Genomic DNA, 24871 nt, shown 5'->3' with positions numbered 1-24871 from the left:
ATTCGCCATGAGACTGCATCACGCCGTGGCCGCGGCCCTCGTGGCCGGAATGCTCGTGTCTCTTCCCCTCGCCGCGACCTCACCAGCCGTAGCCGCGACCACCTGGCGCCAGCTGTACTCGGAGAATTTCGCCACCGCGTATAACAGCGACTCCACGCCGTGGGTCCGCGACACGTACGCGACCGGGTTCGACACCATCACCGACGACGCGGGCCAGTGGTACCGCAACGACTACGGCCCCGCCTGGACCACCCAGCTCAACTCGTTCGCCACCTACCGCAAGGAGTTCCGCGTCGGTCAGGACGGCTGGCTGACCGCGTCGCTGTCGGCCCGGGACTTCAACAAGGACGGCGTCATCGAGCAGCCGCCGACCATCACCACCCAGGCCCTCGGCAGCGAGCACGTCGCCGTGCTCAACGTGCCGGAGAGCACCGGCGGCGCCATCTTCCGGCCCACGAACAAGCTGCCCGACCAGTACCGCATCGAGTACAAGCTCAAGACGCTGGACTTCGGCGGCAAGCGCAACGGCACCATCAACTACAACGGCAAGGTCAACGGGTACAGCACCGCGGGCTGCAAGACCCAGCACCCGTGGGGCGAGGGGTCGCGCTCACCCGGCTGGAGCGGCAACGCCTCCGTGCCCTACTGCGAGTGGCAGAACGTGCGGGAGGGCCCGTACGGGTACAACGGATTCCACTTCCTGTCCATTGTGGACTTCGCGAACCCGGCACCGCGCAACAACCACTTCTGGCACTACCACCGCAAGGTGCTGATGGACCAGTTCGCGCAGCACCCGGACCGGGTCGGCACGGGCACCGGCGGGCGGGTCTGCGACTCCAACACCAATACCTACTACAACTACCGCGACGGCAACTTCAACACCGTCAACATGTGGATCAGCGGCATGCCCAACTGGAACCCGGGCCCGGGCGGCCTGCCCGGCAACTCCCAGTGGTTCATGACCAGCTGCTCCGGCGGTGCGGCGGAGAACCAGCTCTCCAGCGCCGCCGAGCTGCAGCCGGAGCTGATGCCGAACACGTTCTACACGTTCGCCATCGAGCGCGACGCGACCGGCTACACCCTCGAGGCCAGCGGGAACTTCGCCCGGGTCGGGCAGAAGACGCTGCGCTTCCACCGCAACTTCGTGGTCAACAACGTGCCGATCTGGCACTACAACACGACCGCGGCGGAGTACAACGGGCAGTTCAACGGCACGCTCACCCAGAACGACGCCAACGGCAGCGCCTCCTGGCCCAACCAGTGGCCGGCCGGCTCGTCCTACCCCGACTACTTCGTTATCGGCGACCTGTACACCAACGTGTACGAGGGCAGCGCCAGCCTCACCGACATCAAGCTGTTCGTCCCCGACACCGGCGGCAACCTGGCCCTGAACAAGCCCGCCACCGCGTCGGGGCAGTGCGCGGCGTCGGAGGGCCCGGAGAAGGCCGTCAACGGCAGCTGGACCGGCGGCAACGCCGACAAGTGGTGCGCGCTCGGGTCCAACCGGTTCCTGCGCGTCGACCTGCAGTCGGCCCAGACCGTCGGCCGGGTGGTGGTGCGCCACGCCCAGGCCGGCGGCGAGAAGGCCACCTGGAACACGAAGGACTTCGACATCCAGGTGAGCACCGACGGCACCACGTGGACGACGGTCGCCTCGCCGCGGGGCAACACCGCGGCCGTCACCACGCACACGTTCACGCCACGCCAGGCCCGATATATCAGGCTGAACATCATCACGCCGACGAGTGACACCGACACGGCGGCGCGGATCTACGAACTGGAGGCCTACGCCTCCTGACGCCCCGGGCTCGGGACCGTCCGCATCAGCGGACGGTCTCGAGCGCGTCGATGACCAACCGGACCGGCAGCACGCCGTGGCTGAGCGTGGCCGCGAGCGCGTTCGCGCCGTCGCGGGTCGACAGGTCACCGCCGGAGATCTGCGCATCGCCCGGGATGACGGCCATGATGATCGGCGCGGTCACCACGTGGTTGTCGATGACCACCGCGATCTGCGCCGCCTCGCCGGACGCCTGCCCCTTGTCCATCGCCTCCCTGGTCAGGGCGGTCCACCGGTCCTGCCCGGCCGACGTGAAGCCCAGCGTGACGGTCCAGCCGCCGCCCTGCTGGCCGAGCTCGGGCTTGGCGGAGGCGAGGTCGGTGCCGGCCACCTTCGCGACGTCCGTCAGGTACTTGAGGCGGCTGTCGTCGCACGCCACCGCCTGCGCGCCGTCCTCGAGCGCGCCCGCCGGCCGCTGGTCGAGCATCCCGCACGTCACCCCCGGCACGTTGAACTGCACCGCCTGCGGCAGCGCCGCCACCTCGGCGCACGTCAGCGCCTCGAACCCGCTCAGCGCCGCGGCGGCGTCGCCGTCGGCCGGCGCCTGCAGCGCCACGGCCGCGTCGTACTTCGACCCGAGCTTCGCCTTCGCCGAGGCCAGCGCCGTCGCCCGGTCGACGCGCTCCTGTGCGTCCGCCTTGCACCCCGGCTCGACGGCCTGCGGCTGGGTCATCGACTGGACCAGCCGGAACGTCAGGTTGCCGGGCGCGAGCACGGACCGGGCCCGCTCGACGTCCTTCTGGGCGACCGTCACCAGCAGCGTCTCGGCGCCGATCGCGGTCACCGTCGGGCGCTGCAGGTCGAGCTGGCGCAGCCGCTCCAGCAGGATCTGCTTGGTGCGCTCCACCGCCTCCGGCGCCGGCTTCGCGCCGCCGGACCCGATCATCCGCACCGTCATCGCGGCGTCGCCGACGGCGGGCTTGCCGTCCCAGCGCCGCGCCAGCAGCACGGCCGTGACCCCGCCGGCGACGGCGACGAGCGCGACGACGCTCAGCGTCACCCACAGCCACAGCAGCCGTCCGCGGCGCCGCGGCGGCAGATACCCCTGCGGCACGTAACCGAGGCCCGGCGGTGCGGGCGGGGGCAGGTATTCTGGCGCCGGTTCGGGCGTGGACATGGCCTCAGCGTACGAGAGGTGCGCATCTGCTGCGTCGAAGCGCGGCCGTGCGTAGACGACGCCGGTGCCGGCCACCTTCGCGACGTCCGTCAGGTACTTGAGGCGGCTGTCGTCGCACGCCACCGCCTGCGCACCGTCCTCGATCGTGTCCGGCGGCCGCTGGTCGAGCATCCCGCAGGTCACCGCGGGCACATTGAACTGCACCGCCGGCGGCAGCGACGCCACCTCGGCGCACGTCAGCCCCTCGAACCACGACGGCGGCGAACGCGGCGGCACCCAGCGCCCGGATGGTCCACTCGCGAAGGTCCGGGGACTTGACGGTCACCGGCCCCCACCGGTCCGGATGGATCAGGCGCGGCGGGACCAGCGCGAGCCCGGTGCCGTCGTCGAGGGCGATGCTTCCCGGGCCGGTGTCGACGGCGACCGTGAACGACCTGACTACCGGGAACTCCCCGGTCGTGTCCTCGTACTCGCGTGTGTGCTGCCGGCGGTACCAGGCGACGCGCCGGCCCGACCGCGGCGGCGTCGGCGGGTCGGAGGCGTCGCGCAGTCGGCCGACCAGCAGGCAGCGGCCGTCGTTGGCGGCGGAGGCGCGCAGGGCCTCGACGGTGGTCGCGCCGCGGCGGCCCGTCCGGCGCACGGCCGAGGCCAGCACGCCGCTCTCGTGGACGATCAGGGCCAGGCCCACGAGCACGACCACGCCGCCGATGACGTCGACGGCGGCCGCGCGCAGCACGCTCACGATTGTGCACCCGCCGATGAGGTTGCCGGTAGAGAGCGGTGGCGGGCGGCAGACGCGGTCTGGCGCCCGCCACCACCGGCTCAGCCCGCCGGGCCGGTGGCCAGGCGTACCGTCGCGGAACGGGTTCGGCCCGAGCGGTCGACCCAGGCGATGCGCACCTCGTCGCCCGGGTGGTGCAGGTCGATCGCCGACGTGAGGTCCGCGGCGGAGGCGATCTCCTGGCCGTCCACCGAGCGGAGCACGTCGCCGTTCTCGAGGCCGGCGCGGTCGGCGGGGCTGCCGGAGACGACGCCGGTCACCTCGGCGCCCTGGGTCCTTCCGCCGGCGTCGGAGGCGGCGACGCCGAGCAGGGCCGTCGGGCCGATGTGGATTGTCGAGGACGCCTTGCCGGACTGGATGCGGCCCGCGATGCCCAGCGCCGTGTTGCTCGGCACCGCGAAGCCCTGCCCGGCCGGGCTCTGGTCGCGCGGGTCGATCGAGGCGGCGGTGTTGATGCCGATGAGCCGGCCGGCCCGGTCGACCAGCGGGCCGCCCGAGTCGCCGGCCTTGATGTCCGCGGCCACCTCGATGAGCCCGTCGAGGCGCCGCGAGCCGCCGCCGTCGGGGTCCTGCGCGTTGATCGAGCGATTCAGGGCCGTCACCGAGCCCGTCACCGCTTCGGGTGTACCGCCCTGCCCGCCCGCGTTGCCGACCGCGACGATCGGGTCGCCGGCCTTGACCTGCGACGAGTCGGCGACGCCCAGCCGCGGCAGGTTGCTCGCGCCCGCGAGCTGGATCAGGGCGATATCGTGCGAGCGGTCGTAGCCGACGACGCTGGCCTGGAACGTGCGGCCGTTGGCGACGGCCACGCCACTGATCGCGGTCGCGCCGGCGATGACGTGGTTGTTGGTGATCACGAGCCCGCCGTTGCCGACGACCACGCCGGTGCCGGCGACGCGGGTGTTGCGCAGGCCGAGCGTGCTGGTGATGTTCACGACGCTCTTGTTCACCGTCGCCACGATCTCCTGCGTGCTGAGCGCACGCGTCGGTGTCGGCGACGCCTCGGTGGAGGCCTCGGCGGACTCCCCGAGGATGCCGCCGGGCGGGACCGGGGCGGCCGCGTTCGCCTGCGCCGTCGCCGACGCGCGCGGCGCCGGGTTGCGGGACCCGACGATCGCGGCCAGGCCGGCCGCGGCCACGAGCAGCGCCAGGCCGGTGATCGCGGCGATTCCGATAATCCAGCGCAGCAGCCGGCGGGCCGGGCGCGCGGGCGGCTCGTCCCACTCCGGCGGCCGGTGCCAGTGCGGCGGGCGCGGCGGCGGCACCGGGCCTTCCCAGCCGCCCCAGCGTTCGGGGCCGTACCAGTCGGCGCCGTCGCCGGCGGGGACCGCGGTCGCCGGTATCGCGGTCGCCGGTACGGCGGTGACCGGGGCCGACCCGGGCGCCACCGCCACGCCGTATGCAAAGTGCGGTTCAGGCATCCGTCCACCACCCGTCCTGTCACCAGCGACTACGGGGCGCGTGCGGCGCAGGGTTCAAAACCGCCGCGAAAACCTCGACCGGCGTAAACTCGCCGAACACGGACGGAGCCGAGCCGACCGACGAGGCCGAGCCGGACCGCGGGTTGGTGATCATCGAGGGCATGGCGGCGTCCTGGGCCGCTCCCACAGGCGGGCGCCGCCGAATTATCGATTACCGAATTGCCGATAATCAGTAATCAATAATTCGGCAAACCCGCGATCTTGACACTCGGCGGCCCAGGTCGATGGGGTGACGAGCGGTAGCACGGTGGCCCGCGGCAGGGCGTGGCGCGACTGCGGACGGCGCCAACGCACGGCACAAATGCGGACGCCGTCAGGGCACGGCACGACTGCAGACGGTGTCAGGGCACCGCGCAGGCACGGCGGGCGGTGTCAGGGCACCGCGCAGGCACGGCGGGCGGTGTCAGGGCGTCACGAGGCGGCGGACGGCGGTGGCCACGGTTTCGCGGCGGACGGCGACCGCGACGGGCTCGGGATCCTCGAAGGTCTGCGCGACGGCGAGGACGACGGCCAGCAACTCGGCCGGAGGTAGAGTGGAGTTGACCTTGCCGGCCGCCTGCGCCGCGGCCAGTGCGGCGATTTTGCGCTCCGTGGACCCGATGGTCTGCTCGAAGCGGGCCAGCTCCCCCGGGCGCTCCAGGGTGTGCCAGCGCAGCAGCCGCAGCAGGTCCGGCTTGGCCACCGCGAAGTCGAACAGCGCCACCGCATAGCCGGGCAGGTCGCCGGCGTCGAACGGCACCGCGTCGAGCAGCAGCTCGATGTGCGTCTGCAGGACGGCGTCGAACAGGCCCTCCTTGCTGCCGAAGTACGCGTAGATGAGCTGTTTGTTGATTTCGGCCCGCATCGCGACGCGGTCGACCCGGGCGCCGGCCAGGCCGTAGGCGGCGAACTCGGCCGTAGCGGCGTCGAGGATGCGGACCTTCGTTGCGGCGGCGTCACGTGGTGGCACGCGCCCAGCCTACTCGATAACCAACTGTTTAGTTGACAGCGACCCGCAACCGAGCAACTATGTAACCAACTAGTTGGTCAATCAGCATGGAGGGCATCATGACGAGCGACAAGGTCGCGATCGTGACCGGTGCGTCATCGGGGATCGGCGAGGCCACGGCGCGGCGGCTGCGCGCCATGGGCTACACGGTGTACGCGGCGGCCCGCCGGGTGGAGCGGATGGCGCCGATGGCCGAGATCGGCATCCGGCCGGTCGGCGTGGACGTCACCGACGACGAGTCCATGGTCGGCTTCGTCGAGCGCGTCATCGCCGAGTCCGGCCGCGTCGACGTGCTGGTCAACAACGCCGGCTACGGCTCGTACGGCGCGGTGGAGGACGTGCCGCTGCACGAGGCCCGCCGGCAGTTCGAGGTCAACGTGTTCGGGCTGGCCCGGCTGTCCCAGCTGGTGCTGCCGCACATGCGCCGCCAAGGCTCGGGGCGCATCATCAACATCTCGTCGATCGGCGGGAAGATCTACGAGCCGCTCGGCGGCTGGTACCACGCCACGAAGTTCGCGGTCGAAGGGCTGAGCGACTCGATGCGCATGGAGCTCGCGCCGTTCGGCATCGACGTGGTCGTCATCGAGCCGGGCGCGATCGCCACCGAATGGTCCGGTGTCGCCGGGCGGCACCTGCTCGAGACGTCCGGGCAGGGGCCGTACGCCAAACAGGCCGCGCGGTTGGCGACCTTCTTCACCGCCGACCCGGACGGCATGGCGTCGCCGCCGTCGGTGATCGCCGACGCCGTCGCCAAGGTGGTGACCGCCCGGCGGCCCCGCACGCGCTACGCCGTCGGCCGCGGCGCCAAGCCGATCCTGGCCGCCCGCCGCATCCTGCCCGACCGCGCCTTCGACCGGATCATGAACATCACGCTGGCCGCACTCTCCCGCCAGGCCGCCCGCCGCACCGCCGGCCAGGGACAGCCCGCAACCAACGGCGCCTGAGGTTCAGGCGAGCAGGTTCCGCGCGGTGTTCCAGGCCTGGGCGTGACGGGGCGGCCAGCCGCAGCACGCCCGGGCCGGCGCCGGCGACCAGCAACGGAATCCGCCGATCGGGCGGCGGCAGCAGCGAAGCGTCCCGCAGCCGGTGGAACCGGCCGGACGTGGTGACGGCAGCGCCGCCCAGCAGCCCGCCGACGATCTCCAGCGTCTCCCCGAGGCGGGCGAGGCGGGCGTCGCCTGGCACCGTCGCACGGTACCGCCACGGCAGCCCGTCACTCGAGGGGCTTGAAGGCGTCGATGTCGATGACCAGGGAGAAGGCGCCCGTGCTCACTAGGCGGCGGAGGGAACGCCACCGCTGCAGGTGACGACGACCCGCACGGTGCGGTTGCCGTGCCGGAACTCGACCGACGCCGACGCCGCGGGCCCGGGATCGGCCTGCTCCGCCCGGTACGGCCTGGCCGCCGTCCACTGCAGCAGGTGGGCCTCCCCCGACGGCGTGCACTCCGCCTGCACGGTGCCGCCATCGGTGTCGAAGGTGCGCGGCCCGGGCGGCGGAGTGGTCGGCGCCGCAGTCGTGCTCGTCGCGGTGGTGCCGGCCGGCAGTGCGGGTACGACGGGCTGCGTGACGGTGCCCGGACGCGGGTTGCCACCGACGGGCCGAGCGGTCGGCGTCGCGCCGGAGAGGGCGGGTGACGCGGTCGCGGACGCGGCGCCCGCCGCGGTGGCCGCCTGCGCCGAACCCCCGGCGGCCGGGTGGCCCGGTGCCGCGGGTGCGAGCTGCCAGGCCACCACGGCCGCCGCGGCGACACCGGCGGCGGCGATGCCGAACCCGACGGTCCGCCATCCGGTGGCGGGCGCGGCGTGTGCGGGCGCGCCCGGCCCGGAGGCGGCGGCGAGGACTGCGGCGACCGTCGCGGCGTTCGGGCGCGCCGCCGGGTTCTTGTCCAGGCAGCGCCGGCACAGGTCGGCGACGGCGGCGGGGATGCCGGGCCGGTCGGGCAGCGGGTCGGGCGGCCGGTGCAGGTGGGCGTCGATCAGGTCGGTGGCCGAGTCGACCGCCCACGGCAGCCGCTGCGCGAGCAGCTTGTACAGCAGGATCCCCAGCGAGTACACATCAGAGGCGGGCGCGACGTCGTCGCCGGTGATGCGCTCCGGCGCGAGGTACACGGGCGTGCCGAAGACCTGCGCCCCGAACTCGCCGGAGGCCGCCGGGCCGGCCGCGGCGGCGATGCCGAAGTCGACGACCTTGGCGCCCGACGGGGAAAGGATTACGTTGGCCGGCTTCACGTCGCGGTGCACGAGCCCGTCGGCGTGCGCGGCGGCGAGGCCGGCGGCGACCTCGGCGCCGATGCGGAACGCCTCGGCCGGCGGCAGCGACGACTGCGCCGCCCGCTCCTGCAGGGTCGGGCCGGACACGAGCTCCATCACGACGTACGGGACCGGCTGGCCGTCCTCGGTGGCCTCGCCGTAGTCGTAGACCTGGGCGACGTTGGGGTGCGACAGCGCGGCAGCGGCCCGGGCCTCCTCGCGGATGCGCCGCCGGGCCGGTGCGTCGGTGAGGTACTGCCCGGAGAGCAGCTTGACCGCGACGAGCCGGCCGAGCACCTCGTCGCGGGCGCTCCACACCGTGGACATGCCGCCGATGCCGAGCACGTCCTCCAGCCGGTACCGGCCGCCGAGGAACCGGTACCCGTTTCCGGTGGCTTCGCTGTCCATCGATGGCACGGTACACACCCGACGCGGATCGGCGATAACGCCGCGCCCGATCAGCGGCGAGCCCGCACGGCCGACGGCACGGCGATGCCGGCGATGACGGCGAGCGCGACGATGAGCTGCACCCAGGGCACGGCCCGTCCGGAATCGGGCAGCGCGACGACGTCCCAGTACCGGGAGGTGATGCTGTCGATCAGGTAGCTGCTGCCGTCCATGCGCGCGATCTCCAGCAGCATGGTGACGATCGCGAGCACGCCGAGAGCGCCGATCGCGATCACGCCGGCCAGGCGCAGCCGGGGCCGGTCGGAGACCCAGGTGCGCAGGGCGGCGCCGACGAGCAGCCAGGCCGTCAGGCTCAGGGCGAGGCCGAGGGCGCACGGGGCCCACCAGCTCAGTGCGCCGCCCGTGTCGTACGCGCCGGAGAGCGGGTCGACGTCGCGGTGGCCCGCGTCCATGAACGCCCACTGGCGGTAGTTCACCGGGCTCACGGTGCCGAGGCCGAACGCGACGCCGGCCGCGACCCACAGCACGACCCGCCAGGCGCGCCGGGGCGCTCCGGCCGGCGACCGGCGGGCGAAGATCACCGCGCCGCCGGCGAACGCGGCCGCCGTCACCAGCGCGAACAGGTACAGGACCGTCTCGAGGAAGTCGTACGACTGCTCGGCCAGGCGCAGCGGCGCACCGTCGGCGAAGGTCAGCGCGTGGCCCGCGTCGCGGAACAGGATCGTGACGAACAGCGCGGCCATGGCGCCGCCGGTGGCGTACAGGGCCGGGCCGATGACGCGGTACGCCGGGCCGGCCGGCCGTCCCGTCACGGCGACGGTGAGCGTCATGGCCAGCAGGATCAGGAACGGCTTGGGCAGCAGCGCCGAGAAGAACCCGCTGTGCAGGGGCGGATTCCCGTGGTAGTCGCTGATGGCGATGCCGAGCAGGCCCGCCACCACCAGCGCTGCGGCCGTGGCGAGCAGCCACACGGTGCCGCGCCGCTTCTCCACCGGCGCAACGACCGCGGAGGCGGGCGGCGGCATCGCCGCCGCGACGGGCGGTGAGTAGGGCGGTGAGTAGGGCGCCGCGACGGGCGGCGGCGAGACCGGACCGGCCGCGCTGAAGGGAACGACGGGAGTTGCGGCAGCGGCAACCGGGACGGCCGGTGAGACGGGCACGATCGCCGGGGAGACCGGCGCGGGGGCAGGCGCCGGTGCCGGCGCAACCGGGGCAACCGCGGCAACAGGGGCAGCGGGGGCAACAGGGGCGACCGGCGGAAGCTTGGGTATCGCCGGCTCGACGGCCGCGGTGGACGGGGCCAGGAGGCTGCCGAGGGCGACGACCAGCTCGGGCTGCTCCAGGACGACGGGTGCGACGCCGAGGGCGCGGTGCAGCAGCGTCGCGACCAGAGGCACCCGGCTCCCGCCGCCGACGAGGAACACGCCGGCCAGGCGGTCGGCGCTCACGCCGCTGGTGAACAGGGTCGCGGTGGTCAGCGTGACGGTGCGCTCCAGCCACGGGCGGGCCAGGGCCTCGAACTCGTCGCGGGTCAGGTGCAGGTCGACGTCGAACAGCGGCACCGCGATGCCGCCGGCCGTGGCCCGGCTCAGCAGCTCCTTCACCGACCGGGCGTCGTCCCACAGGGACCGGCGGTGGCGGCGGTCCGGCGCGCTGGCCGGGCTCTCCAGGCGGGTCCAGCGGGCGGGGTCCTGCGGTCCGACGCGGCCGCCGGCCCAGCCGACGATCGCCGCGTCGAGGTCGACGCCGCCGACGTCGTCGAGGCCCTGCGCGGCGGCGACCTCCCAGTCGGTGCCGGACCGGCGCACGACGCTGATGTCGAAGGTGCCGCCGCCGAAGTCGTACACCACGACGGCGTGGCCGTCGGGCACCTGATGGCCGAGCACGGTGGTGAAGTACATGGCGGCGGCGACCGGCTCGGGGACGGCCGAGACGGCGGGCAGCCCCGCGCGGGCGGCCGCCTCCAGCAGCAGCCCGCGCCGCTGCGGGCCCCAGCCGGCCGGGTGGGTCAGCACGGTGGCCTCCGGCGGCCGGCCGGCCGTGCGCGCGGCCTCGTCGGCGACCCGGCGCAGGACGGCCTCGATGAGCTCGGCGACCGTCACCTCGCGCGCGCCGAGCAGCAGCCCGACGTCGTCGATGCGCCGCTTCGGGTGCGGCTCGTAGGAGGCCGGGTCAAGCCGGGCGCTGCGCTCGGCGTCCCGGCCGGTCAACAGGGCACCGCCGGGGTCGGCGAAGACCGCCGACGGCAGCAGCGGCGACGCGTCGAACAGCAACGCGTCGACCCGGCCGTCCGGGCGCGAGACGACAGCGACCGTGTGTGAGGTGCCGAAGTCGACCCCAAGCCTCATGGCCCGGCACGTTACCGGCCCGCGGCGCCGGAACCGCAGTCCCCGTTCGGGCGTGTTCCGGGGCACTGTCGGCCATCCCCCGGGTTGCCGGTCGCCGCGCCGGGCGGCACGGTGATGCGCATGGAGATGACCGGCAGCCGGCGCATCGGCTGGGCCGCGGTGCCCGAACACGTCCGGAAGGCGATCGAGGGGCTGCTCGGCCGGCGGGTCGCCGCGGCGGAGAGCCTGCGCGGCGGCTTCTCGGAGGGGCTGGCGGCCCGGCTGCGGCTCGACGACGGCGCGGACGTGTTCGTGAAGGCGGTGAGCTGCGCGACGGCGCCGGCCGTGGCGGGGTTCCACCGCCGCGAGGCCGGCGTCGCGCGGCGGCTGCCGGCGAGCGTGCCCGCGCCGCGGCTGCTCGCCGTGCACGACGACGGGGACTGGGTGGCGCTGCTGTTCGAGCACGTCGCCGGCGCCCTGCCCGCGCAGCCGTGGCGGCCCGCGGACTTCGAACGCGTCCTGGCGGCGGCGACGGGAATGGCGCGGGCAGTGACGCCGTCGCCGATCGCCGCCGCGGACGCGGCCCGGCCCCGGCTGCGCGGCTGGGCCGACCTGGCCGGCCCGGGGCCGCGCGCGGCGCTGGCCGGCCGGGAGCCGTGGGCCGCCGCGCACCTGGACGAGCTGATCGCGCTGGAGGCGGCGCCGCTGGAGGGCGGCACGCTGCTGCACGGGGATCTGTACCCGTTCAACGTCCTGCTGGACGGGGACCGCGTGCGGGTCGTGGACTGGCCGCACGCGTGGGTCGGCCCGGCGCACGCGGACGTGCTGACGCTGCTGTCGAACGCGGTGCTCAGCGGCCTGGACCCGCAACCGCACCTGGCGGCCAACCCGCTCACGCACGACCTGGACCCGCGCGAGGTGGATGCGTTCCTGGCTGCGCACTCGGGGTTTCTGCTGCGCCTCGCGGTCACCGCCGGGCCGGGAGCCGATCCCCGCCTCATCGACATGGCGGCCGCGCTGGGCGGCGCCTCCCTGCGGTGGCTCCGGGCGCGCGCGGACAACGCCGCACGCGCCCGGACGGCCCCCCGTTGGCCGCCACCGCCAGAGCGGTAACTGCAGTTGCCAGACCAGTGTGACCTGGCAAGTCAATGGCACTATATGCGACAGATCGACAACACTGTCAACCGCTTGAGCCACTCGACCTCGACGTGGCAAGCTGGCTTGCCACGGGCGATGGAGGGTGCGCATGTCGACAGGCGGGGACGACCGGACGCGGGACCGGGGCGACGCCCACCCGGGCCGGACCCTGGCGAGCCGCCTGGACTACCTGTTCCGCACGATCCGCAACGGCGACGAGGAGTTCAGGCACCGCGAGGTCGCCCGCGCCATCACCGAGCGCGGCGACACCTCCATCTCGCACACCGCGATCGCGAACATCCGCAACGGCGTCGAGACCAACCCGAAGCTCGGCACGCTGACCGCGCTGGCCCGGTTCTTCGGCGTCGACGTGGCCTACTTCACCCGCGACGCCGTCGCCGAGGAGGTCGTCGCCGAGGTCGAGCTCGCCGCGGCCCTGGCCCGCATCCGCGAGAACGACCACGCGCGCACGCTCGTGGTGCGCACCCGCGGGCTGTCCGACAACGGCCTGCGCTCCGTGCTGCAGATCGTCAACACCATCCTGGAGCTGGAGCAGCAGGGCAAGCCCGCCGAGCCGCCCGCCGAAGAGCGCCGCGGCGAAGCATGAGCATCGTCATCGAGCACTGGCAGCCGACGCCGCCGCGACCGAAGGACACCGACGTGACCCTCCGCAGCCTGCGCAGCAGGCTCGAGCGCGCACTGGACGCGATGGCGCTGCCCGAGCCGCTCACGGTCGAGCGCCTCTGCGAGTCGCTGAGCGCGTCGCGGGGCCGGCCGCTGACCCTGCTGGCCATGCCCCTGCCGACCGGCGGGCCGTGCGGGCTGTGGGTGGCCACCGGCTCCGCGGACTACGTCGTGTTCGAGGCGACGACGTCGCCGACGCACCGCAACCACATCGTGCTGCACGAGCTCGCGCACGTGCTGCTGGACCACTCCTCGACCCGGGTGCTCACCGACGGCGCCACCAGCGTGCTCATGCCGCACCTCGACCCGGCCACCGTGCAGCGGCTCATGGCGCGCACCTGGTTCGACGAGGACGCCGAGCGCGAGGCCGAGGTCGCGGCCGACATCCTGTCCAAGCGCATCCAGCGCCCGATCCGCCACGCCGAGCGGCGGGCCCCGGCCGAGGTCTCCGACGTCGTCGAGCGGCTGCGCCGGTCGCTCGAGCGCGCCGACTGAACGGACCAGTGTTGATCACCTTCTTCAACATCGTGTACCCGCTGTGCGCGCTGCTGGGCTTCGCCACGTGCGCGTACAAGGTCCGGGACCTGCGCAAGGACCCGCGCAACCCGGCGCTGATCGCACTGACGCTCGCCCGGGCGTTCCCGGCGCTGTCGTTCACGTTCGCCACGCCCGTGGTGTACCTCGCCGTCGACCGGCTCGCCGGGGTCGCGAACCTGTCGACGCTCATCGTGTACCTCTTCATCACCGCCAACAGCGTCACCGCCCAGGTGCTGCTCCTGCTGTGGTCCCGCCCGGCCGCCACGGCGCGCGGCGCGGTGCGGTGGCGGCTGGCGGGCTTCGGCGTCGTCATGGCGGCCATGGCGGCGCTGTTCCTGACCACTTCGCACGCCGGCGAGCACGCCATCGACTTCGACGTGCACTTCGCGCGCCAGCCGGCCACCGCGGTGTTCCTGTCGGTCTACCTCGTCGCCTTCGCCACCGGCCTGACCCTGTCCGCGCTCATGACCTGGCGGTTCTCCAAGGTGGTACCGCAACGCTGGCTGCGCCGCGGCCTGCTGCTCAACGCCGTCGGTGCCGCGTTCGGGCTCGGCTACGCGGCCGGCAAGGCGGTGTCGATCGTCGCCCGCTGGCTGGGCAGCAGCGCGCTGGACGACGTGAACATCCTGTGGGCGCCGGTGAGCGCCTGCGTCGGGGCGGTCCTCATCGCCGTCAGCTCCAGCCTGCCCGCCTGGGCGCCGAACGCGGAGACGGCGGTGCTGCGCTTCCGGCGGTACCGCCGGATGGAACCCCTGTGGCGCGCGGTCCGCGACGCGAAGCCGTCCGTCATCCTCGAGCCGGAGGTCGGGCGCCTGGACCGGTGGGACCCGCGGCGGCTCGAGGACCGGCTCTACCGGCGCGTCATCGAGATCCGCGACGGCCTGCTCGCCGCCCGGCCCGGCTTCAGCGACGGCGCCGCCGCCCGCGCCCGGGCCGCCGCCGAGGCCGCCGGCCTGCCGCCCGAGGAGGCCGACGCCGTCGCCGAGGCGGCCCGCATCGCACCGGCACTGCGCCCGTCGGCCGAGCCGCCCGCCGAGGCCACCGAGGCGCGTGCGCCCGCCGAGCCCGAGGCCGCCGACCCGGACGCCGAGGCCGACTGGCTCGGCCGCGTCGCCCAGGCCCTCGCCCGCTCCCCGCACGTGCGAACGGCCACCACCCAGGCGACGCCGACCGACGCATGAACGAGGCGTTGCACACACCTGGCGAGCCGGTCCGCATCGACACGCCCGACGGGCCCGCCTGGGTGCTGCGCCGCCTCGCCGACGTCCGCGCCGCCTCCACGGATCCGCGGCTGTCGCCGTGCCCGCGGCACGCGGCCGGCGGCGACTACCGCGGCTACGACCTGCCGCCCGAGTTCCGCGACAACATCATCAGCGCCGAGCCCGCCGACCACCGGCGGGTCCGCGCGCTCGTCGCACCGCTCATGGATCGCGCGGCGGCGAACCGGCTCGCGCCGGCGCTGCGCGACGCCGCCCGGCGGGCCCTCGCCAAGGCCGGCGGCGAGTTCGACGCCGTCGCCGACTACGCCGGCCCGTACGTCGCCGACGCCGTCGCCGGCTGGCTCGGCCTGCCGCCGCACGTCCGCGAGCCCTACCTGGCGTGGGCGGCCCGCATCACCGGCCCCGGCTGGGCGGACGTCCGTGCCCGCGACACCCTGCCGGGCATGCTCGCCATGGTCCGCGACCTCGCCGCCACCGGCGCACACGCCTTGCTCGAACGCCGCGACGCGGGGCGGCTCAGCTCCGGCGAAACCTCGTCGATGCTGTTCTACCTGCTGTTCGTCTGGTACGAGGTGTGCGTCGACGCCATCGCCGAGGCGCTGGCCGGCGGCGGCCTCGATGAAACCCTGGCCGCACACGCGCCCCAGGTCACCGCGTTTCGCCGGTTCGCGACCGAGGACGTCGCCATCGGTGGTACGACCATCCGCGCCGGCCAGACCGTCCTGTACTCGCTGCGCGCCGCGAGCGCCGACGGGCCCGACCACATCGCGTTCGGCTACGGCCCCCACCGCTGCCCCGGCGAACCCGTCGCCCGCGCCGTCATAGAACACGGCGTCGGGGCCGTCCGCGAGGCCGGCGTCAAGATCGACACCAGGGACTCCGTGCGCACGAACGGCCTGCGCACGGACGGTCTGCGGCGGCTGCGGGCCAGCACCGTGACCCCCTGACATCAAACTGTCAAAAATCAGAGCTGGCGCGAAGCCTCACGAGTCAACTAATGTGACACGTGAGACCGGCATCTTCCCCCGTGGATGCCGGTCTCCGTACTTTCTAGGCCTCGGGCTTGCGCAGCGCGTCGGCGAGGACCTGCACCAGGTGACGGCCCTCCACACCGGCGAGATCCGCCGCCTGGGTGCGGCACGAGAAGCCGTCGGCCAGGAAGACCTCGCCCTCCTCCGCGCGCCGCAGCGCCGGCAGCAGCTGCTGCTCGGCCACCTGCACCGACACCTCGTAATGGCCGCGCTCCACGCCGAAGTTGCCGGCCAGGCCGCAGCAGCCGCCCAGCCGCGTCACCGTCGCGCCCGCCGTCTTCAGCAGCTTCGCGTCAGCGTCCCAGCCCATCACTGCGTGCTGGTGGCAGTGCGGCTGCGCGACCACCCGCACGCCCGACAGCGACGGCGGCGTCCAGCCCGGCGTGCGGGCCAGCAGCTCCGCGACCGTCACCGTCGCCTCGCTCACCGCCCGCGCGTCCGCGGAGTCGACGAGCTCCGGCAGGTCGCCGCGCAGCACGCCCGTGCACGACGGCTCCAGGCCCACGATCGGCGTGCCCTGCGCGGCCGCCTCCCGCAGCCGCTGCACCGTCGAACCCAGGATGCGCTTGGCCGCGTCGAGCTGGCCGGTGCTGATCCACGTCAGCCCGCAGCAGACTGGCTCGGCGGTCACCTGCGGCGCGTAGCCGGCGGCGGCGAGCACCTCGACCGCTGCCTTGGCGATGTCCGGCGAGAAGTGATCGGTGAAGCTGTCGACGAACAGCACCACGGGCTTGCCCTCCACCGGGCGCTGCGCCGCCGTCGAGCGGAACCAGCGGCGGAACGTCTGCGGTGCGAACTCCGGAATGGCGCGGCGCTTGTCGACGCCCGCCAGGAACAGCGCGACGCCGCGCACCCCCGGCAGCTTCGTCATCGCGTTGGCCAGCCGTGGCATCCGCGCCGCCAGCCGCGACCAGCGCGGCAGCCGGCCCAGCGAGTAGTGCGAGCGCGGCCGCAGCCGGCCCTTGTAGCTCTGGTGCAGCACCTCGGACTTGTAGGCGGCCATGTCGATGCCGGTCGGGCAGTCCGATGCGCAGCCCTTGCACGACAGGCACAGGTCCAGCGCGTCGTGGACGGCCGGCGCGCGCCAGTCCGGGGCGAGGTCCCCGTCGAGCATCTCCTGCAGCACCCGGGCCCGGCCGCGGGTCGAGTCCTTCTCCGTCCGGGTGGCCAGGAACGACGGGCACATCACCCCGCCGAGGACCGCGGTGTCGGCGCGGCACTTGCCGACGCCGGTGCAGCGGTGCACCGCCTGGTTGAAGTCGCCGCCGTCGGCGTGGTAGCCGAACGCGAGCGGCCGGGCGACCGGGCGGGCCGACGCGACGCGGATCGCGGCGTCGACCGGGTCCGGGTCGACGAGCACGCCCGGGTTGAGCAGGTTGGCGGGGTCGAACACCTGCTTGATCGAGCGGAACAGGTCCATCGCGGCCGGGGAGTACATCCGCGGCAGCAGCTCGCTGCGGGCCCGCCCGTCGCCGTGCTCCCCCGACAGCGACCCGCCGTAGCGCACCACCAGGTCGGCGGCGTCCTCCAGGAACGCCCGGAACTTCCCCGGCCCGCCCGGGCGGTCCAGCGGGAAGTCGAGGCGGACGTGGACGCAGCCGTCGCCGAGGTGCCCGTACGGCATGGCGCTGAGCCCGTGCTGCTCGACCAGGACGTCGAAGTCGCGCAGGTAGTCGCCGATGCGGGCGGGCGGCACGGCCGCGTCCTCCCAGCCGGCGTGCGCGGGCAGCCCAGACGGCGCCCGGCCGGCCAGGCCCGCGCCGTCCTCGCGGATGCGCCACAGCGGCGCCGCCTTCGCCGCGTCCTCCACGATGAGCGAGTCGACGGCGCCGGCCCGCTCCACCAGGCGGCGGGCGCGGTCCCGGGCCTCGCCGAGGTCGTCGCCGGCGATCTCGACGAACAGCCACGACGTGCCGCCCGGCAGCGGCGGCACCGAGTCCGGCCCGCGCCGGCTGCGCACCACCTCGACGATGCGCGAGTCGATGCCCTCGCAGGCCGTCGGCTCGAACTCGAGGATCGTGGGCACCGCGTCGCCGGCGGTGCCGAAGTCGGGGTAGCCGAGCACGACGAGCAGCCGGTGCGCGGGGTCGACGACGAGACGTACCGTGGCCTCGGTCACCACCGCGAGGGTCCCCTCGCTGCCGACGAGCAGCCCGGTCAGGTCGAAGCCACGCTCCGGCAGCAGGTGCTCCACGGCGTAGCCGGACACCTGCCGCGGGAACGTGGCGAACTCGGTGCGCGCGACCGCGAGGTTGGCGCGCACGACCGCCTGCAGGTTCTCCGCGATCGTCCGGGCGCCCTCCAGGGTGGGCCGGCCCTGCTCGTCCCGCCCGGTGGACAGCCGCTCCCCGTCGAGGGTGAGCGCGGCGAGCCCGACGACGTTGTCCGAGGTGCGCCCGTAGCCGAGCGTCCGCGAGCCGCACGAGTTGTTGCCGATCATGCCGCCGATGGTGCAGCGGGTGTGCGTCGACGGGTCGGGCCCGAAGCGCAGCCCGTGCGGCCGGGCCGCCGCCTGCAGGGTGGCGTGCACGGTGCCGGCCTGCACCCTGGCTGTGCGGGCGGCGGCGTCGACGTCGAGGACCTTGTCCAGGTGCCGGCTGAAGTCCAGCACCACGCCCGGCCCGATCGCGTTGCCGGCCACGGACGTGCCCGCGCCGCGCGCGGTGACCGGCACCCCGAGGGCCCGGCACACCTCGAGGGTGGCCAGGACGTCCTCGTCGGAGCGGGGCCGGACCACGGCCCGCGGCACCACCCGGTACAGCGACGCGTCGCTGGAGTAGGCGGAGCGGTGCGCCGCATCGGCGAGGACGTCCGCGACCCCCGCGCGCGCGAGACGGCCAAGAAGATCATCACGAGTGTCGACGGTCATGTCCCCGGTTTCCTGGCGATCGGGTCGGCCTTCGGCTCCGTCGCCGCCTGCACGCTCGATAAAAACGATCTCCCATGATAGTTCGGCCGCTCAGTGCCGCTCCGTCCGGGCGCCGGGCGGTCAGAGCCAGGGCAGGAGCGGCGGGGTGCCCGGCGCGGCGAGCCGGGCCAGCCAGGCGGCGACGCCGGCGGAGCCCTGCATGAGCCCGGGCTCGGGCGGCAGCTGCGGCGGGTTCTTGGTGTGCTCGGTGTTCGACCAGGTCACCCCGGCCGGCTCGGTCACCGTGCGGGACAGCACGTCCGCGGCGAGGACCTTCGCCCAGTCCAGCAGCGCGGGGTCGCCGGTGGCGGCGTGCCGGTCGAGCAGGAACTGCCCGACGCCGGCGGTGCCGCAGCAGCGCGCGACGTTGTCCCAGTAGCCCGGGTAGAGCCGCTCCGGCAGCCGGCTGTCGCGCAGCGCGCCGAGGCACGCCTCGACGGCCTCGCCCCACCGCGGCTGCGGCGCGACGGCGTCGAGGAGGGTGAACAGCCGCGCCGTCCCGGTCGGTCCGTGGCACCAGCCGAAGGTCACCGGCGGTCGATGTTCCTGCGGCGGTACCACCAGAGGCAACGCCCACCGCCCAGGGAACCCGGCCATGCGCATGAGCCCGTCCGCGGCCCGCACGGCGAGGGCGACCAGGTCGTCGCGGCCCAGCGCCCGCCCGGTGAGGGCGAGGGCGTACGCGATGCCGGCCGTCCCGTGCGAGAACCCGGGCATGAGCCGCTCGTACCCGCGGCCCATGAGCCACTGCGGGCCCTCGTCGCGCTCGTCGGCGAGGGCGACGAGGCCGTCGGCGAGCCGCCCGGCGGCCTCGGCCTGCCTCGGCTCGACGCCGCCGGGCGCGCCGAGCAGCGCCAGGATGATGCCGGCGTCGCCGTCGATGATGTCCGTGCACCGGTCGGGCTCGGGCGTGCGGCGCAGCACCCGCCCGGCGATCTCGCCCGTGAGGCGCTCGGCGGCCTCGGCGGCCTCGGGGTCGGCGACCGCGGCACCCCACGCGCGCAGAGCGACGGCGGCACCGCCCCAGCCGCCGAAGAGCCCGTCGTCGGGCAGCGCGGCCGGGTCGCCGACCGCCAGGTGCAGCAGCCGGCCCCGGGCCGCCGCCGCGACCCGCCCGATTGCCGAACCGGCCGCCGCTGAAGGCCGGGCCGAGGCCGCTTCGGCGCAGGCGAGCAGGACGCCGGCGGTGCCGCAGTAGAGGTCGTCGTAGCGGACGCCCGCCTCCGTCCAGCACGACCCGCCCTCGGCGGGCACCGCCGCCGCCTCGATCCAGCCGAACGCGTCGGCGACCACGTCACGCACGGCGCCGATCCTGCCACGGCGCCGCCCGCGCGCTACTTGGTTTTCGGGTCCCCCGTCGGCCGGTCCGACGGCCTGTTCCCGGGCGCCTTCGGGTCAGCCGGCCTCTTGGTCGTGGCGTCGCCCTCGCCGCCCGGCTTCCTCGGGCTCCGCGGGGGCGCGACCGTGGTGCAGGTCAGCTCCACCCCCGTGGGGACCAGACGCTCGACGGAGCCGGGCGCGCCGCCGGTGACGGCCAGCTGTGCGTCGTTGAGGTACCCGATGAACAGCTGCTTGCCCGCCGGCATCGCCGCCGGGTCGAAGGTGAACGTCACCCGGCCGTCCGCGCCGCGGTCGGCGCGCATCACCGCGCCGACGCCGGACGCGACGCCGTAGGGGTCCTGGGTGGGGTCCTCGCCGGGGCCGGCACAGAACTCGCCGATGCGGATGAGCACCGGGAAGCCGGCCGCGCGCAGCGCCGCCTCCAGGCCGGTGCGGTCGGCGGCGTACCGCTCTTTGTCCCAGGTCACCACCAGGGTCCCGGTGGCGGTGCGGTCGACGGTGTAGGCGACGGTGCGGATGTGCAGCCCGTCGTCGGCCGCGGGCGGCGCGGCGGCCGGGTTGGCGTAGGTGGTGAGGCCCAGCGCCACCCCGCCGGCGACGACCGCGGCGGTCACGCCGGTCGCGATCCGCCGGCGCGTCCGGCGGGCGCGGCCCGTGGCGACGATCAGCTCCAGCGGCGTGCTCATGGTGACGCCGTCCATCGAGTCCCGCAGTGCGTCCAGCACCGCCGGCGCGTCCGGGTCGTGCAGGTCGTGCTCGTTCATGATCCACCCTCTCCAGGCTCGGTGACGAGTTGCGCGCGCAGCGCCGCGACCGCGCGCGACAGGTGGGCGGTGACGGTGCCGCGGGCCATCCCGAGCGCCCGCGCCGTCTGTTCCGTGTCGAGGTCGAGCAGGACCCGGAACACGATCACCTCCCGCTGCCGCGGCGGCAGGCCGCGCAGCAGGGCCAGGAGCCGCGGGTCGACGCCCGGGTCGGCGCCGGCGACCGGGACGTCGTCCGCCTCGCCCAGTGCCACCTCGCGCCGCAGCCGGCGCCACCAGGAGACCCGCAGGTTCAGCGCGGTGCGCACGACCCAGGCCCGCGGCGCCGGGTGGCGCCGCACCTTCGACCAGCCCGTCCAGGCGCGCGTGAACGCCTCGGCCACGAGGTCCTCGGCCAGCGGCCGGTCGCCGACGACGGCGAGCACGGCGCGCAGGCACCGGTCCCGTTCGGTCCCGTAGAACTCCGCAAACTCCATCTGCCCCACGCCCCGTACACGTTTGAGGGCCCGGATCCGCTTACATCCTCCAGACGTTCGCGCCGGGGCGCGAGGTTCGCTCAGCCGGTGAGCTCGAGGAGGCGCAGGTGCTCGTCGAGGCGGGCGGCGGCGGTCAGCATCGCGCGACCCCGTGCGGCGTGCCGGTCGCGCCACGAGTCGAGGGAGGCCAGCAGCGGCTCCGGGCCGCCGGCCGAGCGGACCTGGCGGACCACGGCCGCGATGTGGCTCAGCAGGTACCCGCCCCGGCGCAGCAGGTGCGCGAGGTCCGCGTCGCGCACGTCGTCGGCGTCGTACACGCGCTGGTGCGTGGCACGGTCGCGGGCCGGTGCGAGGACGCCGGCCCGCTCCCACTTGCGCAGCGTCGCCGGCTTGACGCCGAGGCGGTGTGCGAGCACCCCGATCGGCATCGGCCGGGCGAGCGCCGACGGCGCCGCCGAGCGGGCCGGCAGGGGCCGGGCGAGGGCGCCGGCGGCCGCGGCGACGGTGTCGAGGGTCTCGCGGTCGCGCAGCAGCTGGGCGTGGCCGGTGTCGACGGCGCGCAGGGCGGCGTCGAGGTCGCCGCCGGCCACGGCCCGCATGATGACGCCGGCCGTGGCGTAGCCGTAGGCGGCGACCAGCGCCAGGTAGGCGCGCAGGGCGCTGGCGTGGACGGGGGTGTATCGGCGGTAGCCGGTCTCGGTGCGCTCGGCCGGCGGGATGACGCCGTCGCGCTCGTAGTTGCGCACCGTCTGCGGGCTGATGCCGTGCTCGCGCGCCAGGTCGGCCGGGCGGTGTCCCGCGGTTTGAGACTTCACGCGCCCCTTCCTCGTCAATGCTCGTGTGGACTTTCACTGGGTGGTTCAACGATACGGTAGAGGCATGGTTGAGGTACGACTGCATGACGGCAACACGATCGAGGCCGAGGTCGCCGGGGACGGGCCGGTGATCCTGCTGCCGGTCGACCCGGTGCCGGTCGAGGGCGAGCGGGCCGAGGAGCTGCGCCGGTGGGGCGCGGACCCGGCGCTCGGGCGGACGCTCGTCGACGGGCTGCGGGAGCGGCACCGCGTGGTGGCCTTCGACTACGAGGGGCACGTGCTGCGGGTGCCCAAGCCGGGCACGCTCACGCCGGACAGCGTCGCCGCCGACCTGCTGGCGGTGGCGGACGCGGCGGGCGCGCGGCGCTTCGCCTACTACGGGTACTCCTGGCTGGCCCTCGCCGGCCTGCAGCTCGCGGTGCGCACCGACCGGCTCACGGGCCTCGCGATGGGCGGCTACCCGCCGCTGGCCGGGCCCTACGCCGAGATGCTGAAGGTCACCCGAGCCGCGCACGACATGTCGGTGGCGAACGCGGCAGCGCCGCCGCCGGCGCCCGACCCGGGCGCCGAGGTGGACTGGTCGACGGCGCCGATGACGCTGTCGGAGGGGCAGACGCGGCAGTTCGTCACGCTGTACGAGGCGCTGCAGGGCTTCGACGACCGCGCCGCGCTGCAACGCCTCGGCGGCGCGCTGGTGTGCATCGTCGGGTCGGCCGACGAGATCGACTACGAGGAACGGTGGGGCGGCGTCCGCGTCAGCATGGCCGCCCCGACCGTCGAGCACCGCGCCGAGCTCGAGCGGCTCGGGTGGCGCGTGCACGTGCTCGACGGTCTGGACCACATGGGCGCCATGCAGGCCGCGGTGGTGCTGCCGATCCTGCGCGACTGGCTGGCACTCAGTTCTTGACGGAGCCCGCCATGAGGCCGCCGATGAACCAGCGGCCGAGCACGATGTACACGACCAGGGTGGGCAGCGACGCGATGAGCGCGCCGGCCATCGAGGCCGCGTAGTCGGGCGACTGGGCGCCGGCCAGGGCGTTGAGGGCGATCGTGATCGGGCCGTTGCGGGTGTTGGACATGAAGATGGCGAACAGGTAGTCGTTCCAGGCCGACGTGAACTGCCAGATGACGGTCACGACGAAGCCGGGCGCCGACAGCGGCAGGATCACCGAGGCGTAGGTGCGCAGCATGCCCGCCCCGTCGACCCGGCTCGCCTCGATCAGCTCGACCGGGACGGTGGTGGCGTAGTAGTTGCGGAAGATCAGCGTGCAGATCGGGATGCCGTAGACGCAGTGGACGAACACCAGCGTCGGGATGCCCGGCGGCAGGCCGATCTCGTGCACGATCTGCCGCAGCGGGATCATCACCGCCTGGTACGGGATGAACATGCCGAACAGGATCAGTGTGAAGACCACGTCGGCGCCCGGGAAGCGCCAGCGCGACAGCACGAAGCCGTTGGCCGAGCCGAGCACCGAGGAGATCAGCGCGACCGGGACCGCCAGCTCGAAGGTGCGCACGAACGACGGGCGCAGGGAGTGCCAGGCCTTGTCCCACGAGGCGAAGGTCCAGTGCTCCGGCAGGTTCCACTGGCCGTTGACGCCGATCTCGCGGCCGGACTTGAGGCTGGTAACGATCAGCACGTAGGCCGGCATGAGCACGATGATCAGGAAGACGAGCAGCAGGGTGTACCGCACCGCCTGCCCGGCCGGCGAGCGCCGGTTGATCCCGCCGGGCGGGCGGCGCGCCGCGCCCGCGGTGTCCCCGTCTCCGACGCGGCCGGGGCGTCGCTCGGCGGTGGTCGTCATGAGCGGCGCTCCACGCGGTTGTTGTAGACGAGGTAGGGGACGATGACGACCGCGACGAGCAGCAGCAGGATGATCGAGATCGCCGCGGCCTTGGCGTAGTCGCTGGTCAGCAGCGTCTGCCAGACGTAGACGGCGGGTACCTCGGTGAGCCACTGCGCGCCGGAGACGCTCATGATGAGGTCGAACATCTTCATCGACATGTGACCGAGAATGATCAGCGCCGACAGCGCGGTCGGGGTCAGCTGCGGGAAGAGCACGTGCCGGTAGAGGCGGTAGCCGCTGGCGCCGTCCATCGCGGCCGCCTCGCGCAGCTCGGCCGGTATCCCGCGGAAGCCGGACAGGAACAGCGCCATCACGTACCCCGACAGCTGCCAGATCGCCGGCAGCGCCATCGCGGCCATGCCCCAGTCGGGGTCGGTCCACCACGGGTTCTCCAGGAACCCGAGGTGCAGGTCGTGGAAGATGCGGTTGAGCCCGCCGGCCTTGTCGCCGTCGGCGGAGTTCATCAGCCAGCGCCACGACGCCCGAGGCGACGAACGACACCGCCATCGGGAACAGGTAGACGGCCCGGAAGAAGCCCTCGCCGCGCGCGCCGCGCTCCAGCAGCAGCGCCCACAGCAGGCCCATGATCAGCGCGCCGAGCATGAACACGGCGGTGAAGACCAGCAGGTTCTTCAGCGAGTGCACAAACCGGCCGCTGATGTCCTCGGTGAACAGGTCGATGAAGTTCTTCAGGCCCACGAAGCCCTTGTTGCCCAGGGCGTCGTGCTCGTCGCTGAGCGACAGTTTGACCGTCCAGCCGATGAGCCCGTAGACGAACACGGCCAGCAGCACCAGCGACGGGGAGAGCAGCAGCAGGCCGGGCAGCCGGCGGCGCACGGCCGCCTTGAGCGCTCCGGGGGAACGACGGGGTTTGGACACCGGGGGTTCCTCACGTCATGGGAGCGGCGGAGCGGGACCCAGA

The 24871-nt window shown here is 74.1% G+C and carries 21 protein-coding genes and 1 pseudogene; 8 read left to right on the top strand and 14 right to left on the bottom strand.

Annotation, left to right across the window (positions count from 1 at the left end; translation table 11 throughout):
• Positions 1-7: 7 nt before the first annotated feature.
• Positions 8-1798 (top strand): discoidin domain-containing protein, encoded by a 1791-nt coding sequence (locus ABD901_RS18595; protein WP_345128255.1) that lies wholly within the window; start codon positions 8-10, stop codon positions 1796-1798.
• 25 nt (positions 1799-1823) lie between these two features.
• On the opposite strand, the gene ABD901_RS18590 is transcribed toward ABD901_RS18595, so the two are convergent.
• The 4 genes from ABD901_RS18590 to ABD901_RS18575 form a co-directional block, all read right to left on the bottom strand.
• Positions 1824-2954 carry a SecDF P1 head subdomain-containing protein gene (locus ABD901_RS18590; protein ID WP_345128254.1) on the bottom strand — a complete coding sequence of 377 codons (1131 nt, stop codon included), beginning with the start codon at positions 2952-2954 and terminating at the stop codon, positions 1824-1826.
• A gap of 4 nt (positions 2955-2958) precedes the next feature.
• Positions 2959-3696 carry a hypothetical protein gene (locus ABD901_RS18585; RefSeq protein ID WP_345128253.1) on the bottom strand — a complete coding sequence of 246 codons (738 nt, stop codon included), beginning with the start codon at positions 3694-3696 and terminating at the stop codon, positions 2959-2961.
• 80 nt (positions 3697-3776) lie between these two features.
• Positions 3777-5156, bottom strand: a complete 1380-nt coding sequence (locus ABD901_RS18580) for a S1C family serine protease (protein ID WP_345128252.1) — start codon at positions 5154-5156, stop codon at positions 3777-3779.
• Between the two features lie 463 nt (positions 5157-5619).
• Positions 5620-6165 carry a TetR/AcrR family transcriptional regulator gene (locus ABD901_RS18575; protein WP_345128251.1) on the bottom strand — a complete coding sequence of 182 codons (546 nt, stop codon included), beginning with the start codon at positions 6163-6165 and terminating at the stop codon, positions 5620-5622.
• 98 nt (positions 6166-6263) lie between these two features.
• Here ABD901_RS18575 and ABD901_RS18570 point away from each other — a divergent pair, with 98 nt between their 5' ends.
• Complete coding sequence (locus tag ABD901_RS18570; protein WP_345128250.1) at positions 6264-7148, top strand: oxidoreductase; 885 nt, start codon at positions 6264-6266, stop codon at positions 7146-7148.
• Here the strand turns inward: ABD901_RS18570 and ABD901_RS59040 are convergent.
• The 3 genes from ABD901_RS59040 to ABD901_RS18560 form a co-directional block, all read right to left on the bottom strand.
• A complete protein-coding gene (locus tag ABD901_RS59040; RefSeq protein WP_380134071.1) occupies positions 7072-7389 on the bottom strand; it encodes an LLM class flavin-dependent oxidoreductase in 318 nt (105 codons plus the stop codon). The two genes, ABD901_RS18570 and ABD901_RS59040, sit on opposite strands and share 77 nt — an antisense overlap.
• A gap of 87 nt (positions 7390-7476) precedes the next feature.
• On the bottom strand, positions 7477-8862 hold the full coding sequence (locus tag ABD901_RS18565) for a serine/threonine-protein kinase (protein ID WP_345128249.1): 1386 nt from the start codon (positions 8860-8862) through the stop codon (positions 7477-7479).
• Between the two features lie 50 nt (positions 8863-8912).
• On the bottom strand, positions 8913-11210 hold the full coding sequence (locus tag ABD901_RS18560) for an Hsp70 family protein (RefSeq protein ID WP_345128248.1): 2298 nt from the start codon (positions 11208-11210) through the stop codon (positions 8913-8915).
• Positions 11211-11330: 120 nt separating this feature from the next.
• On the opposite strand from ABD901_RS18560, the gene ABD901_RS18555 reads away from it, so the two are divergent.
• The 5 genes from ABD901_RS18555 to ABD901_RS18535 all read left to right on the top strand — a co-directional run bounded on the left by ABD901_RS18555 (position 11331) and on the right by ABD901_RS18535 (position 15714).
• Positions 11331-12302: a phosphotransferase family protein gene (locus ABD901_RS18555; protein ID WP_345128245.1), complete on the top strand. Its 972-nt coding sequence runs from the start codon at positions 11331-11333 to the stop codon at positions 12300-12302.
• A gap of 133 nt (positions 12303-12435) precedes the next feature.
• On the top strand, positions 12436-12933 hold the full coding sequence (locus ABD901_RS18550) for a helix-turn-helix domain-containing protein (RefSeq protein WP_345128244.1): 498 nt from the start codon (positions 12436-12438) through the stop codon (positions 12931-12933).
• Entirely contained in the window at positions 12930-13505 is a 576-nt protein-coding gene (locus ABD901_RS18545) for a hypothetical protein (protein WP_345128243.1), read from the top strand. Before ABD901_RS18550 ends, ABD901_RS18545 begins: the two co-directional genes overlap by 4 nt.
• A gap of 11 nt (positions 13506-13516) precedes the next feature.
• Positions 13517-14728, top strand: coding sequence for an MAB_1171c family putative transporter (locus ABD901_RS18540; RefSeq protein WP_345128242.1), 1212 nt, complete (start codon positions 13517-13519; stop codon positions 14726-14728).
• Positions 14725-15714 (top strand): cytochrome P450 family protein, encoded by a 990-nt coding sequence (locus ABD901_RS18535; RefSeq protein ID WP_345128240.1) that lies wholly within the window; start codon positions 14725-14727, stop codon positions 15712-15714. The genes ABD901_RS18540 and ABD901_RS18535 overlap by 4 nt, the downstream gene beginning before the upstream one ends.
• A gap of 103 nt (positions 15715-15817) precedes the next feature.
• On the opposite strand, the gene ABD901_RS18530 is transcribed toward ABD901_RS18535, so the two are convergent.
• From ABD901_RS18530 to ABD901_RS18510, 5 genes are all read right to left on the bottom strand, one after another.
• Positions 15818-18667, bottom strand: a complete 2850-nt coding sequence (locus ABD901_RS18530; protein WP_345128239.1) for an FAD-binding and (Fe-S)-binding domain-containing protein — start codon at positions 18665-18667, stop codon at positions 15818-15820.
• A 120-nt stretch (positions 18668-18787) separates the two neighbouring features.
• Positions 18788-20008 (bottom strand): lanthionine synthetase LanC family protein, encoded by a 1221-nt coding sequence (locus ABD901_RS18525; protein WP_345128238.1) that lies wholly within the window; start codon positions 20006-20008, stop codon positions 18788-18790.
• 32 nt (positions 20009-20040) lie between these two features.
• On the bottom strand, positions 20041-20811 hold the full coding sequence (locus ABD901_RS18520) for a hypothetical protein (protein WP_345128236.1): 771 nt from the start codon (positions 20809-20811) through the stop codon (positions 20041-20043).
• The gene (locus ABD901_RS18515; RefSeq protein WP_345128234.1) at positions 20808-21287 is read right to left on the bottom strand and encodes a SigE family RNA polymerase sigma factor; all 480 of its coding nucleotides are present in this window, start codon (positions 21285-21287) and stop codon (positions 20808-20810) included. Before ABD901_RS18515 ends, ABD901_RS18520 begins: the two co-directional genes overlap by 4 nt.
• A gap of 80 nt (positions 21288-21367) precedes the next feature.
• Entirely contained in the window at positions 21368-22102 is a 735-nt protein-coding gene (locus ABD901_RS18510; RefSeq protein ID WP_345128232.1) for a TioE family transcriptional regulator, read from the bottom strand.
• Positions 22103-22166: 64 nt separating this feature from the next.
• Between ABD901_RS18510 and ABD901_RS18505 the strand changes: the two genes are divergently transcribed.
• The gene (locus ABD901_RS18505) at positions 22167-23009 is read left to right on the top strand and encodes an alpha/beta fold hydrolase (protein ID WP_345128230.1); all 843 of its coding nucleotides are present in this window, start codon (positions 22167-22169) and stop codon (positions 23007-23009) included.
• On the opposite strand, the gene ABD901_RS18500 is transcribed toward ABD901_RS18505, so the two are convergent.
• Positions 22999-23907 carry a carbohydrate ABC transporter permease gene (locus ABD901_RS18500; protein ID WP_380134082.1) on the bottom strand — a complete coding sequence of 303 codons (909 nt, stop codon included), beginning with the start codon at positions 23905-23907 and terminating at the stop codon, positions 22999-23001. The two genes, ABD901_RS18505 and ABD901_RS18500, sit on opposite strands and share 11 nt — an antisense overlap.
• A pseudogene (locus ABD901_RS18495) lies at positions 23904-24729 on the bottom strand (carbohydrate ABC transporter permease). The gene ABD901_RS18500 and the pseudogene ABD901_RS18495 overlap by 4 nt, the downstream one beginning before the upstream one ends.
• Positions 24730-24871 lie beyond the last annotated feature (142 nt).

It is taken from the genome of Dactylosporangium darangshiense (assembly GCF_039537565.1).
Taxonomy (GTDB): Bacteria; Actinomycetota; Actinomycetes; order Mycobacteriales; family Micromonosporaceae; genus Dactylosporangium; species Dactylosporangium darangshiense.
Note: the sequence above shows the minus strand (reverse complement) of the source record. Positions and strands in the feature narration are given on the sequence as shown.